At 74.8% G+C, this 15,582-nt stretch carries 12 protein-coding genes; 11 read left to right on the top strand and 1 reads right to left on the bottom strand.

The window, feature by feature from the left end:
* Window positions 1-59 precede the first annotated feature (59 nt).
* A complete protein-coding gene (locus ACFXAM_RS11920) occupies window positions 60-1,220 on the top strand; it encodes a pyridoxal phosphate-dependent aminotransferase (RefSeq protein ID WP_380290022.1) in 1,161 nt (386 codons plus the stop codon).
* 15 nt (window positions 1,221-1,235) lie between these two features.
* Here ACFXAM_RS11920 and ACFXAM_RS11925 read toward each other — a convergent pair whose 3' ends face one another.
* On the bottom strand, window positions 1,236-4,868 hold the full coding sequence (locus ACFXAM_RS11925) for a hypothetical protein (protein ID WP_380290024.1): 3,633 nt from the start codon (window positions 4,866-4,868) through the stop codon (window positions 1,236-1,238).
* A gap of 148 nt (window positions 4,869-5,016) precedes the next feature.
* Between ACFXAM_RS11925 and ACFXAM_RS11930 the strand changes: the two genes are divergently transcribed.
* From ACFXAM_RS11930 to pyrE, 10 genes are all read left to right on the top strand, one after another.
* Window positions 5,017-5,193, top strand: a complete 177-nt coding sequence (locus ACFXAM_RS11930) for a hypothetical protein (protein ID WP_380290026.1) — start codon at window positions 5,017-5,019, stop codon at window positions 5,191-5,193.
* 823 nt (window positions 5,194-6,016) lie between these two features.
* The gene (locus ACFXAM_RS11935) at window positions 6,017-7,528 is read left to right on the top strand and encodes a type I-E CRISPR-associated protein Cse1/CasA (RefSeq protein WP_380290027.1); all 1,512 of its coding nucleotides are present in this window, start codon (window positions 6,017-6,019) and stop codon (window positions 7,526-7,528) included.
* Window positions 7,525-8,118: a type I-E CRISPR-associated protein Cse2/CasB gene (casB, locus tag ACFXAM_RS11940; RefSeq protein ID WP_380290029.1), complete on the top strand. Its 594-nt coding sequence runs from the start codon at window positions 7,525-7,527 to the stop codon at window positions 8,116-8,118. Before ACFXAM_RS11935 ends, casB begins: the two co-directional genes overlap by 4 nt.
* Window positions 8,115-9,437, top strand: a complete 1,323-nt coding sequence (locus tag ACFXAM_RS11945; protein WP_380290031.1) for a type I-E CRISPR-associated protein Cas7/Cse4/CasC — start codon at window positions 8,115-8,117, stop codon at window positions 9,435-9,437. Before casB ends, ACFXAM_RS11945 begins: the two co-directional genes overlap by 4 nt.
* Complete coding sequence (gene cas5e / locus ACFXAM_RS11950; RefSeq protein WP_380290033.1) at window positions 9,434-10,276, top strand: type I-E CRISPR-associated protein Cas5/CasD; 843 nt, start codon at window positions 9,434-9,436, stop codon at window positions 10,274-10,276. Before ACFXAM_RS11945 ends, cas5e begins: the two co-directional genes overlap by 4 nt.
* Window positions 10,258-10,995, top strand: coding sequence for a type I-E CRISPR-associated protein Cas6/Cse3/CasE (locus ACFXAM_RS11955; RefSeq protein WP_380290035.1), 738 nt, complete (start codon window positions 10,258-10,260; stop codon window positions 10,993-10,995). Before cas5e ends, ACFXAM_RS11955 begins: the two co-directional genes overlap by 19 nt.
* A gap of 478 nt (window positions 10,996-11,473) precedes the next feature.
* Entirely contained in the window at window positions 11,474-12,001 is a 528-nt protein-coding gene (locus ACFXAM_RS11960; protein ID WP_380290037.1) for a DUF2617 family protein, read from the top strand.
* A gap of 166 nt (window positions 12,002-12,167) precedes the next feature.
* Window positions 12,168-13,817: a polyamine aminopropyltransferase gene (locus tag ACFXAM_RS11965; protein ID WP_380290039.1), complete on the top strand. Its 1,650-nt coding sequence runs from the start codon at window positions 12,168-12,170 to the stop codon at window positions 13,815-13,817.
* 74 nt (window positions 13,818-13,891) lie between these two features.
* Window positions 13,892-14,971 carry a hypothetical protein gene (locus ACFXAM_RS11970; protein WP_380290041.1) on the top strand — a complete coding sequence of 360 codons (1,080 nt, stop codon included), beginning with the start codon at window positions 13,892-13,894 and terminating at the stop codon, window positions 14,969-14,971.
* 30 nt (window positions 14,972-15,001) lie between these two features.
* On the top strand, window positions 15,002-15,538 hold the full coding sequence (pyrE, locus tag ACFXAM_RS11975) for an orotate phosphoribosyltransferase (protein ID WP_030304482.1): 537 nt from the start codon (window positions 15,002-15,004) through the stop codon (window positions 15,536-15,538).
* The last annotated feature ends 44 nt before the right edge of the window (window positions 15,539-15,582 follow it).

A 15,582-nucleotide genomic window follows, 5' to 3' on the forward strand; every position in this document is an offset into this window, starting at 1 on the left:
TTGTCCGCGCCCCACGGCCGACGGAGGATTGGGCCGACCGCAATCTGTGAGGAGCCGTGATGGGTGCGAGGCCGCTGTTGAACCGCCGGCTGGCGGGCATGGGAACGACGATCTTCGCCGAGATGTCCGCCCTGGCCACGGCCACCGGCTCGATCAACCTCGGCCAGGGCTTCCCGGACACCGACGGCCCCGAGCAGGTCCGCGAGGCCGCCGTCCGGGCCCTGCGCGAGGGCCGGGGCAACCAGTACCCGCCCGGCCCCGGCATCCCCGAGCTGCGCACCGCGATCGCCGCGCACCAGCAGCGCCGCTACGGCCTCGGCCTCGACCCGGACACCGAGGTGCTGGTCACCGCCGGCGCCACCGAGGCCATCGCCGCCTCCCTGCTCGCCCTGCTGGAGCCCGGCGACGAGGTCATCGCCCTCGAACCCTTCTACGACTCCTACGCCGCCTGCATCGCCATGGCCGGCGCCGTCCGCGTCCCGCTCACCCTGCGGGCCCCGTCCTTCCGCCCCGACCTCGACGAGCTGCGCTCGCTGATCACCCCGCGCACCCGGCTGCTGCTGATCAACACCCCGCACAACCCCACCGGCCTCGTCCTGACCCCCGACGAGCTCACCGCCATCGCCGCACTCGCCGTCGAGCACGACCTGCTGGTGGTCACCGACGAGGTCTACGAGCACCTCGTCTTCGACGGCGCCCACCACCCGATCGCCGCCCTGCCCGGCATGCGCGAGCGCACCGTCACCATCTCCTCGGCCGGCAAGACCTTCTCCTTCACCGGCTGGAAGGTCGGCTGGGTGACCGCCGCCCCCGAACTGGTCGCCGCCGTCCGCACCGCCAAGCAGTACCTCACCTACGTCAGCGCCGGCCCCTTCCAGTACGCCGTCGCCGAGGCCCTGGACCTGCCCGACGCGTACTTCGACGACTTCCGCGCGGACCTGCGGCACAAGCGCGACCTGCTCGCCGACGGCCTCACCGCCGCCGGCTTCCGGGTCTTCCAGCCGCAGGGCACCTACTTCATCACCACCGACATCACCCCCCTCGGCGAGAAGGACGGCATCGCCTTCTGCCGCTCCCTCCCGGAACGCTGCGGCGTCGTCGCCATCCCCAACGCCGTCTTCTACGACGACCCCGAGGCCGGCCGGCCACTGGTGCGGTTCACCTTCTGCAAGCGGACCGCCGTCCTGGAGGAGGCCGTCGAACGGCTGTCCCGACTCTGAGCCCCACCAGACGGATCAGATGGCCAGGTGGGCGCGGGCGAGGTCACGCACCCGGTCCACCGCCCCCGGGGCCAGCCGGGCCAGCAGCGGCAGCGCGTGCGGCCAGCCGTCGTCCTCCAGTACCTCGCCCGTCAGCTGCCGGGCCCCCACCTCGTCCGGCGGCACGGCGGGGCCGAACGCCAGGGCCAGCGCCCGCACCCGGCGGGTGGCCCGCTCCGCGGCCGACAGCGCGTCCTGCGGCGGGTCCGCCGGGCCCGGCACGGCCTCGGCGACCGCGCCGCCCGGGGCGAGCAGGACCGGGAGACGGATCAGCTGCCCGGCGACGGCGGCGAGCACCGCCGCGCGCCGCTCCGGTGAGCGCGCCCGATCCGCCGTCCGGCGGGCCTCGTCGAGGTCGCCGCGCAGGGTGTGGAGGACGGCGAGCCCGCCGAGCGGCAGCTGCCCCGGCTCGTTGGCGGCGGTCTGTTCGGCCAGGACGGCCAGGTGCGTACGGAGGTCGGCCCGCCGGTCCGCGGCGCGCAGCACGGCGTCCACCAGCACCGTGTCGAAGTCCCACGCCTGCGGGGCGTGCTCGGTGTAGCGACCGGCCTCGTGCAGAGCCGCCCGCAGCGGTCCCGACTCGGTGCACGGCACGGCGAGCAGCAGTTCCGCCAGCTCCGGCAGCGGTGAGCCCGACCGGCCGGGGAGGCCGGCGCGTCCGGCCGACCCGCGCCGCTGCTCCCCGGCGAGGCCGGCGGCGGCCTGCGGATCGTGCCCGGACGCCCCGACCGCGACGGCGGCCAGGGTCTGCCGGACCTGTCGGCCCCGCTGTCGCCCGGCCACCTGTCGCGCTTCCTCGACCAGGCCCGCGTGGGCCAGTGCCTGCGCGACCACGCCCGCGGCCGCGACCGCCGACGGGCCGTCGCCGGACTCCACCGCCCGCAGCGCCGCACCGGCGAACCCGGCGGCCGCCGCGCGGTCCCCCGCGGCCGTACGGCCGAGCGAAGCGGCCGCGAGGATCCGGGCGCGGTCGGCGGGCTCGGCGGTCCAGCCGGCCGGCTCGGCGGCTTCGGCGGAGCCGGCGCAGGTCGCGAGCGCCCCGGCCAGGAGGGGGAGCCAGCGAGGTCGGTGCACCGGCGCGCGGTACGCCGCGGCGCGCTCCGCCAAAGGTCCTTCCAGGGTCCTCCGGGCCTTCAGCAACTTGCCCGAGCGGGCCTCCGCGAGCGCCTGCCCGACGGGGTCCGCCGGCGCCCCCGGCTCCTGCTCCGCCGCCGCGAGCAGTTCGAAGGCGGCCGAGCGGACGTCCAGGCCGGAACAGCCGGTCAGCAGCGGTGCCGGGACCTCCGCCAGCAGCTCCCTCACCTCCTCCGGCGGCGTTCCGGTCGCCATCAGCGCCTCGGCCGTCCGGGCCAGGGCGGCGGGCAGCGCGGAGTCGGCGTTCTGCTCCCGGAAGGCCGCCCTCAGCCGGTCGACGGCCAGCCGCGCCAGCTCCCTCGCGGCGGTCCCCCGGACCGGGGCCAGCACGGTGGCGGCCCAGGCCGCCGGCTCCACGGCGGCCCGGGCCCGGCCTTCCTGCTCGATCCGGTCGTACAACCGCTCGGCACGGTCGGCGGCGCCGTCGGCGACGGCCGCCCACACCTCGATCGCGAGCGCCGGGTCCCCGGCCGTCTCGGCGTACAGCTCCAGGCCGTCCAGCAGGTCGTCGGCCCGGTCCGGCTCGTACGGCCGCAGCAGCGCGGCGCCCCGCACCACGGCCGCGAGGCTCGCGGAGCCGTGGTCGCCGATCGCGGCCAGCCGCCGGTAGCCCTCGTCCCGCCGACCCGTCCCGATCAGCGCGACGGCGGCCACCGCGGCCGTCCCCGGAAGGTCGTCGACCGCCGGCATCAACGGCACCCGCTGCCGGTGGGCACGGAGCGTCCGGTCGTTCGCCCGATCGGCCGACGCCTGCGCCTCGGCGGGCCGCCACTGCGCCAACTCCGTGGCGATCCCGGCCAGTCCGGCCCCCCGGTCAGCCGGCCGGGGCCGGACCGCCGCCAACGCCCCGGCCCGCTCGTGCTCCCCGACCAGACCCAGCGCGAGCGGCAACCCGGAGGGTGCCCCGACCGCGTGCGCCCGCAGCAGTTCACGCGAGGCCGCGACCCCGGCCAGCACCTCCAACACCTCGGGCGTGACCGGCCGACGCTTCACCAGCTCGGCCAGTTCGTCGAGTTGGGCGACGGCGAGCTCCGCGTCCCGCTGCCCGGCCAGCAGCAGCCCGCGAGGAGGATCGAGCAGGTGATCGGCCAACCGGTCGACGTCCCCCGTCTGCCGCAGCAGCCGCGGGTAGCCGGTCAGGAGGTAGCGGGGCGTGTCCGGCGGCCAGCGGAGATCGTCCCGGTACCGGGCCGCCCACGCGTGCAGCAGGTTCCGCGACGAGGCCAGCGCCTCGTCGTCGATCCGGGCCAGGGCCGCCTCACGCAACCGGCTGCTCCCCAGCACGTACGCGTCGGGCGCGACGGACGGGTCGACCGCCAGGCTCCGCCCGGCCGCACGCTCCAGCAGTTCGCAGATCTCGAACAGCAAGCCCTCGGAACGGTCGTCCCTGATCAGTGCGGCCAGGTCGCGCCCGGTGAGACCGCCGCACGCGACGGCCAGCAGCCCGGCCACCCGGCGCCCCAGCCGGTCCCCGAGCAGCTCCCGCAACGCGGCGGACGCCGCCCGATGAGCCTCCCCGGCCACCGGCGACGGCCGCAGGGCGCGGACGCAGTCGGGATCGAACAGCGGATGGTCGGACGGCAGTCCGGACGGCTCGACGTCCGGCCGGCTGCCCACCAGGACGCGCATGCCGGGCGGCGGCTCGGCCGGCAGCAACCTCGCGATGCTCCGCTCGGTGTGCGCCTGCTCATGGAGCCCGTCGACCACCAGCAGCAGGGTCCGCCCGCGCGCCGCGCTGGCGGCGGCGGCCTCCGGGTAGAGCCGGTACAGCTCGGCGACCGTCGGACGCACTCCCGGCGGGGACTTGGGGCTCACGACCACCGCGAGCTGGTCCGTCATGGTCGCCAGGAAGTCCTCCTGGCTGTCGGCACCGTGCCCGCCGGAGACGAAGTAGCAGACCGTGTCGACACCCGGCAGCGGGTGGTTCATCACGAAGGAGGCGAGCATCGTCGTCGTCCCGGCCACCGGCTCGCCCTGCCAGCAGAGGTAGGCCGGCGCCTCCCGGCCCACCGCGTGATCCGCCATGTCGGCCCACTCGCCCTCCCGGCCGACCAGCTCCGAGCGGGCCAACTGCGGTGCCAGGTGCACCTGGTGGACACACGCCGGGACCGAACCGGACGCCGCGGCCCGCTTCGGCCGGGACGGCCGACCACCACGACGGGCGTCCTTCTCGGCGCGCGCGGCCTGCACGAGCCGGTGCCAGGCCCGCTGCCCGATCCGGCCGTACCCACGGGCGGCGGCCCGCTCCTCCAGGTAGCCCACCAGGGTGAGGTAGTAGGCGTCGTTCTCCGTGCTGGGCACGGTGTGGCTCATCCAGTCGCTGAACGTCGAGGAGCCGATCTCCTCGCCCCGGCCCGCCGAACGCAACGCCACCCTGACCTGGCCGCCGGACACGTCCGCCGCCTCGAAGAGCCTTCGCAGCCTCGTGGTGAGCTCCTCGACCGCCGACCCCGGAGCCACACCCTTGCCGCTCATCGCCGGACACCTCCCGCACCGTTCCCGACCAGCGTAGATACCGCGCCCCCAGCTGTCCGGCGATCGCCGGAAACCCCCCGGACGGCGGATACCTGAGGCACTCCGACCCGGCGGAACAGCCCCGGGTCACCGCCGAGAGGCCCCGCCCATGCCCACGCCGACCGCCCTGCTCACCGACGCCGCCACCCTGGCCGGCGCCACCGGCCTCGCCTACACCACCGCCGTCCTCACCGTGGCCCTCGCCTCCGTCCTCTTCCGCACCCCCGCCCGCCGCCGCGACGCCCGCGCCACCCTCGCCCTCCTCCTCCGCCGCACACAGCGTTAGAACGCTCCGGAAACTCGAGTTAGAACGGATCTCGGACGTTTCGGCAGCGTCGAAAACGCTGCGCGGAAACATGAGATGTGCTGAAGCACCCACACCGGGCCGCCTCACATGGAAAACTGGCCTCCGCCGACACCTTCGGTAGCCCAACTCCGATCACTGCACGCAGATCCCGCCACCGAGCGGGTTTTCAACGATTGGAGGATCAACACATGCTCAGGTCGCTGAGCAGGTGGTTGAAGCGCCACCGGAGCAAGTTGGCGGCGATCACGGCGACGGCAGTCGTCTCCGAGGTCACCAAGCGGATCATCTCAGCTGTGTGGTGACGGTTGATCCTTGACACCGCCAGTGTCGAGGAGCAACCGCCACCCGGGCCGCTATCCGAACTCCATCCCGGGGCAACGGGATTGAACTCTGGTAGCGGCCGACCAGGGGCTGCGGGTGAATACGCAGTCACTACTACACAACACCGCTCGACCCTATGGCCCAATCCAATCCGTCGTCCACCTGCGTAGCTCGTGCACCCGAATCGAACCGCGCAGGTGCAACGGATGATGGATAGCCCCGCATAAGCGGGGATGAACCCTCGGAGGTTTCCGCCGCTTCGACCGCGTCGGCCCCGCAGTCGCGGGGATGCTTGACCGTCCGAAGGGAGAACCGCCGAATCACCCATGCGTCTTCCGCCCTCCTGCTAGCTTCAGAGCCCTCCGACAACGCACCACACGGACGGACCGCGATCGGAATGCCCTCCACCCTCACCCCTTCGACCCTGCCCGAGGCATCCGGGCGCCTCCGCTGGGATCCCCGGCGCGAGGAGTGCGTTCAAGTGATCGACAAGAGCGGCGCGTTGAAGTCAGTGAGCCTGCTGGCGCTGCTCCGCAGCGCGGACGACCTCCGCAGCGTGGTCGGCGGATCGCCCGGGGAGCAGGTGGCGCTGATCGAGTTCCTCCTGGCCATCTGCTACGCCTCGGGCACCTATCCGGACTCCTCCCGGCAGTGGCTGGACCGGGTGGATTCACGCCACCCGCTCGACGAGGCCGCCGACTGGCTGGCCGACGAGGCGGACGACCGCTGGGATCTCTTCCACCCCGACCGGCCCCTCGGCCAGAACGCTCTTCTCGCGCCGTTCCTCGACCGGCTCGGCACCGGTCCCGCCCAGTTGGTGATCGAGCATGCGGGCGACTACAACCAGTTCTTCGATCACCACCACCTCGAACACCCGACTCCGCTCCCCGCCGCCAAGGCGTTCCGCGCCCTGCTCACCCAACACGTCTACGGGCTGCCCGGCAGGGCGCGGATCTCCGGCAAGGAGACCTTGGGACCGGCGATCACCTATCTCTCGGCGGGGCGGCTGGGCGGGCGGATCCGGGTGGTCGCGCTCGGTGAAACGGTGGCCGAGACGCTGCGGCTGAACCTGGCTCCGATGAGCGGCGGTCCGGGCGACTTCAACTACTCGTGGACCACCGGACCGGTCGGGCGCCGCGCCTTCGACCGCCGGCCGCCCGGGCGGGCCGTGACCGGACCGGCCGACCTGCACAGCTACCTGGGCCGCTCGGTCGTGCTGCGCCCGGCGCCCGGGCCGGACGGGACCGGCGTGGTGGTCGACCGGGTGCTCATCGGTGCCGGCGAGCTCCTGGAGCTCGATCCCGACCTGCACCTGCAGGACGCCGTCTTCGTGGAGACCCGGGACGGCGAGCGCAAACCGCTCTGGCCCTCCCCCACCCGGGCCCTCTGGCGCGACGCGCACGCCCTCTACGCCGCCGTGACCGACCAACGGCAGGACCTCTACGGAAGACTGGCCCTGCTCTCCCGCACGAGCTGGCCAGGAACCCGGCCGATCTCCCTGCTGGCGGTCGGCCTGGTGGCGAACAAGACCACGCCGATCAGCTGGGTGAGCGGTCACTTCCCGTTCGCGCCCAGCCTGACCGCGGAGCTCCACCTGGCCTCGTACAACGGGTCGGGGATCGCGGAGCACGTGGCCCGCAGTCTCAACAGAGCCGCTTACGCCGCCTGGGAGATCGCCTACCCCAATCCGAAGCCGTCGGACAGGACGGCACAGCTGGCGAGGTTCGACGCCCGCGGCGAGCACTGGCAGGCGACCGAGGAGCCGTTCCACATCCTGCTGGAGGACACCGCCGACAGCGGCTCCCCGCAGGCCCCGCTGCTCGCCTACGCCAGGACCCTTTCCACCGCCGCGCACCGTTTCCTGACCAAGCGCCTGGACTCGATGCCGAGGAACGCCCAGGGCTCCCGCGCCAGATCCATCGCGCTGCGCAGGCTCGACGACGAGCTGTACGGCCCGTCCGCCCCCGCCGAACTACGCGAGGTGCGCCCATGACGACGGGTACCGGCTCCGGCGACCGGCTCACCGCCTGGCTGACCACGCTGGTCCGCAACCGGGAGTACGGGCAGCTCGCGCAGTTGCGGCGGGCCGGGGTGACCACCAAGGTCCACATCTGGGCCGGCGGCTACGGCCCGGAGAACCGGGAGGTGTTCGAGCAGGTGGCCTTCCTGTTCGCGCTCTACCACCGCGGTCGCTCGCAGCCCAGTTACGGTTTCGGCAGCCTCGGCAGTGCCGCGCGGCGGATCGGCACCGGTGCACTGCGCGGGCCGGACGACCCCGGTGCCGAGCGGTTGATCGACCGGATCGTCGCCGGTCGGCGGATCCCGTGGCGCCACCTCCAGCACACGATCGCCCGGCTGCGGTCCTGTGACGAACCGCCACCTTCCTGGAGCGGGCTGGCCCACGACCTCGGCCGCTGGCACGACCGCCGGGCGCGGGTCGCCCACGGGTGGGCGGTGGACTTCTACGAGCCTCCGCGGAAGGGGCGACTCGGCACCACCGAGCCCGGGCCGTTCCAGCACGACAGCACCGACAGCACCGACAGCACCGATGAACCACCCCACCGGAAGGGCGATCGAGCGTGACCCAGGACGTGGCCCGGCGCAGCCAGTACCTCTCCCTGCACCTGTTGGAGACGCTGGTGGCGGTGCTGCCGGTACGGGACGAGAACGGCTCGCCCAAGTCCATCGTCTACGGCGGCGCCGAACGGCACATGATCACCAGTCAGGCCCGCCGCCGGGCGGAGCGGGTGCACGCCCGCAACCGTGCCAACGCCGGGATCGGTGCGCTGGCGGGCCGCACCACCGGGCTGCGGACCCGGGAGTGGGCGCTGATCACCGCCCGCGCGCTGGCCGCCGAGCACGGCTGGGAGTACGAGGAGGCGGTGTCCACCGCCCGTGCGGTGCTGGAGGCCACCGGGCTGAAGTTCGGCGATCCGGCCAAGCGGACGGTCGCGAACCTGACCAAGGTGCTGCTCTTCGCCCCGGCCGACGCCGGGAGCCGGATCGCCGCCCATCTGGCCGCCGACGCGCAGGCGGTCCGGGCCTGGCGGGACGGCTACGCGGTCGCGCAGGCGGCCTCGGCCAGGCCCGCCCGCGGATCGCGCGGCAGGACGCCGCCCGACGGGGCCGGGGACGACAGGGCCGTGCCCGCCCTGCCCAAGCCGACCCGCGACGCGGTGCTGCTGGCCCTCGCGCCCCGGGACGCCATCGACATCGCGCTCTACGGACGCTTCCTCGCCGAGATCGCCGACTCCCCCAACGTCGACGGCGCCGTGCAGACCGCGCACGCCTTCACCGTCCACGAGGCCGAGCAGGTGGACGACTTCTACGCCGCCGCCGACGACGCCAAGCTGGAGCGCAAGCGCAACGCCCTGGACTTCCTGGACGCGGCCGACGACGCGGGGGCGGGCATGACCGGCTACCAGTCGCTGATCTCCGGCACCTTCTACCGGCACGCCGTGCTCGACCGCCACCGGCTGACCGCCAACCTCCGGGCGGCGGGCATGACCGAGGCGGAGGCGGCCGACGCGACCGGGGCCGCGGAGCGGGAGTTCGTCAACGCTTTCGTGGAGGCGTTCCCGGAGGCCAAGAAGAACTCCACCGCCTCCACCGGGACCCTGCCCGCCCTGGTGCTCGCCTTCGAGGGCGAGCGGCCGTACAACTACGCGGCGGCCTTCCAGCGCCCGGTCGACGAGAGCCCCGAGGACACCGGCGGCGAGGGCCCCGCCGGGCCCGCCGCGGTCCGTCGGCTGCTGGAGCACCACGTGTTCGTCGGCGACCGCCGGCCGGACCTCAGGGCGGCCCGCGTCCTCACCTACGATCCGCAGATCCACGCCCTGCTCGCCGCGCTGGACCGCCTCGGCGCGGACGAGGTCACCTCGATCGAGGAGCTCACGGCGTGAGCCAGGTGCTGCTGGTGCGGCTGGCCGGCCCACTGCAGTCCTGGGGCACCGACTCGCGTTTCTCCCGGCGCGACTCGCACAGCCGCCCGACCAAGTCGGCGGTCGTCGGGCTCTGCGCCGCCGCGCTCGGCCACGACTACGGCGACGACCTCGGCCCGCTCGGCGAGCTGCGCTTCGGGGTGCGCGCCGACCGTCCCGGCACCCCCGTGCGGGACTACCACACGGTCGGGGCGGGCCGGTACCCGCTGCGTCCGCGCGACGTCATCACCGACCACCGCCGGGCCGCCGCCGTCTGCGCCGCCCTCGACGCGCAGACGGCGGACGCGTTCGGCTCCCCCACCCTGGCCGACTGGTACGGCGCGCCCAAGCGCATCGCCGCCGACCCCCGTTCCGGGGTGCTGGTCGCCGGTGACCTGGCCCGCAGCGCGCTGATCACCGAACGCTGGTACCTGGCCGACGCCGCGTTCGTGGTGGGTCTGGAGCATCCCGACCGCACCCTGCTGGCGGAGCTCGCGCACGCCCTGGAACATCCGCGCCGTCTGCTCTGGCTGGGCCGCAAGTCCTGTCCGCCGGCCGGCCCGCTGGCCGGCGGTCTGGAGCCCGGGAGCCTGGAGAAGGCCTTCGCCAGGCGACAGCTGCTGCCCGGTCCGGACGACACCGTCGCGCAGCGCGGGCCGTGGGCCTGGCTGGAGGCACCGGCCGACGAGCCGGGCGCGCGCCGGGTCGACGACCAGCCGGTCGGCTTCCATCCGGACCGCCGGGAGTACGGCCACCGCTGGGAGGTCCGCCGGCGGATCACGATCGACCCGAACGCCACCGAATGGGAAGACATCTGGTGAAGCCCGGCACGACGCCCACGGCACGGTTCGTCACCACCCATGCCGTCCTCACCCTGGACGCCCGTCACCCGTACGCCGCGAAGTCCCTGGTGGACGCCCAGGACATGCACCGCACCGTGATGAGCGGCTTCCGCGGCTGGGTCGAGGACGGCAGTCCCGACGCCCGGGCCCAGCTCGGGGTGCTGTCCACCTGGTCGGTCGACCTGCGGGCGGGCACGCTGGTGCTGGTGGTGCAGTCCCGGGTGGCGGGCGACTGGCAGCACCTGCCGCCCCGGGCGCTCGCGGCACCGGTGCGCACGCTCACGGTCGACCGGACCCTGCGCACGGGTGACGTCCTGGAGTTCCGGACCGTGGTCAATCCGACCAGGAGCAGACCGGGCGGCGCTCCGTCCGCGGACCGGGCCCGGGGCACCCGGATCGCCCACACCAGCCCGGAGCACGTCAAGCGGTGGTTCGTCCGGCGGTTGCAGCCCCCGGGAGCGCCGGCCACCGAGGAGACCGGGCTGACCCGGATCGGGGCCAGTGCGGATCCGGCGAGGCTGGCGATCCGGATGCTGCCCGCGGTGTCCAGCCCCTCCCCGCACAGCCGGTTGCGGATCGTCCGCGCGGAGGTCCGGGGCTCGCTCACGGTGACCGACCCGGAGGTCCTGGTGCGGACGCTGTCCCAGGGCCTCGGACACGGCCGCGCCTACAGCTGCGGATTGGTCCTGACCAGGTGAGTTCCGTCGGCGGGACCTCTCGCGCGGCCTGACGCACCGTCAATTCCTCCACTCGAACGTGCCGTTGCCGCCTCCGGGGCAACCCGCGCCGCCCGAGTGGCAGGTCGTGGACGGGACGACGGGGGGTCGTGCGCCCGGGGCGGGGGAGACGGGGCGCGCAGGACCTGCGGGCGGCGTGCGAACGGCGCACACGGCGCGCGGGCGGGGGTGAGGGGCGCGCGCGGTGCATAGTCGCACACCGGGTCGATCAGAGCAGGGAAGCAGATGTGCTCGAAACGGTGAATGCTTGACAAAGTTGGGTAAATCACCGACGGACCCGGCGTATTCGTGCTTCTCTGCTGCTGAATCTCCAGCCGGAATCCCTCCTTCCACGGTCGGCCGCGCCCTGGACCGCACAGCCACGAACACCCTCGCCTTTGCCTGGGCCTACTCGCTGCTGCTCGGCGGGCGCGCACGGAGCTGAAACGCGGAGCCGAGCATGCTCACCACTTTGCAGACCTCCTACACGGACACCCGCGCGGGTGACCTGGCCTGGTGCCTCGGCGGCGAACCGCTGCCCGCCCTCGCGGTCCGCGACCTGAGACTCGACGGCCCCGGCCACCCCGGCCCGCCCGGCACCCTCCAGCTGCGCCTGCTGGGCGCCTCCCACCAGGTGGTGATCGCCGCCGGACCGGGCCACTGCCTGGAGACCGTCGCCTGCCTGCCCGGCCGCCGAACGCCGCTGCCCGCCCGGGTGGCCAAACAGGTGGACGGCTGGGAGTACGAGTTCGCCGCCCGGATCGAGGCGCTGCCGCCGCACGACTTCGCGGCCCGCGCCCAGGAGTTGCTGGCCCTGGTCGAGGGGCATCCGCGCGGCCTGGCCGGCGTATTCCCCGGCGACCCCAGCGCCTTCACCGCGCTGGTCGCCCAGGGCGGCGCGGACCGGCTGCTCTGGCGGACCTGGCACGCCTATCCGCAGGAGGGGCAGCTGGTCTGCACCCGGTCCTCGCTGGTGGTGGCCCGATGAGCGCCGACGACGCCGCCCCGGCCACCGGCGACGCCGACGACGAGCCGCCCATAGCCCGGACCATCGGCTTTCATTCGCACGCAGGAACGATTCGTCAACCTGCCATGTCACGCTGTCCGTCGAATGGGCGCAGCCGTCCGTCCCGCACGTCGCCTAGCGTTTGTTCGTGATCAATCATCCGGCCGGTCCGCCGCCCGCACAGCCGAGCCTCGACCTCGACGACGGCAGCCCGCCCCGGCCCGGGCGGAGCCTGGCCCCGCTGCCCGCCCGCCGCCGTTCCCGACTGCGCGCCCACCCCGAACTGGCCCGGCTGGTCGTCCTGCTGGCCGCGTTCGTCTGCGCGGCCTGCGGACTCGTCTACGAGCTGGAACTCGTGGCCCTCGGCGACTATCTGCTCGGGGACTCGGTCACCCAAACCTCGGTCGTGCTCTCCGTGATGGTGTTCGCGATGGGCCTCGGCTCGCTGCTCGCCAAGCGGTTCTCCTGCCGGCCGGCCACCGCCTTCGCCCTGGTCGAGTGCGCCCTCGCGCTCACCGGCGGCCTGTCCGTCCTGGCGGTCTACTCCTGCTGGGCCTGGATCGGCCACCACCAGGCCGTGATGGTCGGGCTGACCTGCCTCGTCGGCGTCCTGATCGGCGCCGAGATCCCCTTGCTGATGACCCTCATCCAGCGGATCCGCCGGGAGGACGCCGGACGCGCCGCCGCCGACCTGTTCGCCGCCGACTACGTCGGCGCGCTGATCGGCGGGCTCGCCTTCCCGTTCGTCATCCTGCCCGTGCTGGGCCCCGGCAGCGGCGCGCTGGTCACCGGCGCGGTCAACGCCGTCGCCGGCGCCGCCGTGGTGCTCTGGCTCTTCCGCGAGGAGCCGGCCCCCCGGGTGCGGCTGCTGCTCTGGGGCGGCTGCGGGCTCGTCCTGGCCCTGCTCGCCGCGGCCGCCGCCTGGTCCGGCGCGGTCGAGCGCGCCGCCCGGCAGGCCCTGTACGGCGGGCAGGTCCGCAGCGTCAGCCAGGGCCGCCACCAGGAGATCGTGCTCACCGGCCCCGCCGAGGGCCCGCTGCGGCTCTACCTCGACGGCCGGCTCGCGGTCTGCGGACCGGACGAGTACCGGGGCAGCGAGGGCCTGGTCCACCCCGCGATGGCCGCCGGGCCGGACGCCCGGGTGCTGCTGCTGGGCGGCGGGGACGGCCTCGCCCTGCGGGAGGTGCTGCGCCACCGCGGCGTGCGCTCCGTGCTGGTCGTCGACCACGACCCGGCGCTCCCCCGGCTCGCCCGCACCGACCCCGGCCTCGCCGCGCTCTCCGGCCGCTCGCTGGACGACCCCCGGGTGCGCACCGCGCAGGCCGACCCGCTGGAGTGGCTGCGCACCGTCCGCCCCGCCCCCGGGGAGTCCTTCGACGTCGTCCTGGCCGACCTGCCCGCCCCCTCCGACGGCGGGCCGGTGACCTTCCACTCCCAGGAGTTCTACGGCCTCACCACCCGGCTGCTCGCCCCCGGCGGGCGGCTCGCCGTGCGCGGCGGCGAGGAGCAGCACGGCCGGCACGGCCTGTGGCAGGCGGAGTCGGGGCTGCGGGCCGCCGGGCTGCGGACCGTCCCGTACGCGGTCGCGGGCAGTGCGACGGCCAGCTGCCGGCCGGGGCCGGAGGGCAGCCAGAGCTTCCTGCTCGCCGCGGCCGCCCAGCCGCCGCTCACCCTCGCCCCGGACGCCCCGGCGCCGCGGGCCCTCACTCCGGACACCCTGCGCAGCTCCGCCGCCCGCCTCACCGCCCTGCGCCCGCTCCACCCGCCGGCCGCCCTCACCCTCCTCGGGCCGCACTGACGGTGGCGGGGACGCGGAGACAGGTGGGGGACGGGGCGGGCCCGCGACGGGGTTCGGTCGGTAGGCTCCGTGGCATGGAGCATGAGGTTGTCGTCCCGATGCCGGCCGGGCAGGTCCGGCAGGCCCTGCAGGATCCGGCGCTGCTGGCGCGTTCCGTGCCGGGGCTGAGCACCGAACCCGCCGCCGTCGGCAGTGGCGGGGCGGAGGAGATCGGCGGGCGGTTGAAGCTGCGGATCGGCACCTCCACCATCACGTACAAGGGCGTGCTCTCGCTGATCGAGGGCCGCGAGGGCGTGCTGACGGCGTTCGCCGAGGGCCAGGAGGCGCGCGGCAGCGGCGAGGCGACCGCGACCGTGCGGATCAGCGTCACGGAGGGCGCCGCCGAGGGGACCGCGGTGGTCCGCTTCACCGGCGACCTGAGCGCCACCGGACGGCTCACCGAGTTCGACGACGAGACGCTGACCGCGGCCGGCCGCCGGCTGCTGGACCGCTTCGCCGCCGCCCTGGCCTCCCCGGAGGACGCGGCCGGCGCCGAGGGCGAGGACGAGGGCGACGACGAGGCCGCCGTCGGGGGCGACGCCGGGACCGGCCAGGACGGCACGGCCGCGGAGGACACCGCCGAGGAGGCCACCGTGGTGTTCCTGGAGGACCACCAGGAGGACCGCCAGGACGAGCCCGGCGACGACCTCGACGACGACCTGTCCGACCTCATCGCCTTCTCCGACGCCGACGCCGAGCGCTTCGGCCTGCCGCTCGGGGAGCCGGACGCGGACGCCGACGACGTCGACGAGCCCGCCGCGGCCGCCGGGGCCGGGGAGCCCGCCGCCGGGGCCGAGGAGGAGGTCTCCGCCGAGCTGCCCGCCGAGCCGCCGTTCGGCTACGAGCAGGAGCCGGTGCTCGGCGGTCCGGTGCGCCGCAGCATCGTCGGCCGCTCCGCCGAGGAGGTCGACCACGCCCCGCCGCGCGGCCCGTACGCGCCCGCCCTGCCGGCCCGCAGCGCCCGGGCCCGGGCGGCCTCCCGCTGGGGCGGCGACGCCGGCGGCATCGTGGTGCCCGGCGTCGGCGGCCGCAGCACGGTGCCGTGGATGATCGGCGGCGGGGTGGCCCTGCTGGGCGGCGCGGTGGTGCTGGTCAGGGCACTGCGGCGACGCTAGCCGGCCGTGCAGGCCCTAGACTGGACGCTCATGAGCAACGACCGCGACGCCCTGTTGGCACAGATCAAGGACAAGGCCGTCGTCCACGGCAAGGTCACCCTTTCCTCCGGCAAGGAGGCCGACTACTACGTCGACCTGCGCCGGATCACGCTGGACGGCCAGGCCGCTCCGCTGGTCGGCCGGGTGATGCTGGACGCCACCGCCCACCTGGAGTACGACGCCGTCGGCGGGCTGACCCTGGGCGCCGACCCGGTGGCCGCCGCGATGCTGCACGCCGCCGCCGCGCGCGGCCGTGAGCTGGACGCCTTCGTGGTCCGCAAGGCCGGCAAGGCGCACGGCCTGCAGCGCCGGATCGAGGGCCCGGAGGTCAAGGGCCGCCGGGTGCTGGCCGTCGAGGACACCTCCACCACCGGCGGCTCGGTGCTGACCGCCGTCGAGGCGCTGCGCGAGGCGGGCGCCGAGGTGGTCGGCGTCGCGGTGATCGTCGAGCGCGGCGGCGCCGCCGCGGTCGAGGCCGAGGGCCTGCCGTACGTCACCGCCTACACCCTGGAGGACCTGGGCCTCTGAGCCCGCCCCTCCTCCCCCGCACGGCGAACGGCCGGGGCCCGGTG

This window comes from Kitasatospora sp. NPDC059462 (genome assembly GCF_042749955.1).
Classification (GTDB): Bacteria; Actinomycetota; Actinomycetes; order Streptomycetales; family Streptomycetaceae; genus Kitasatospora.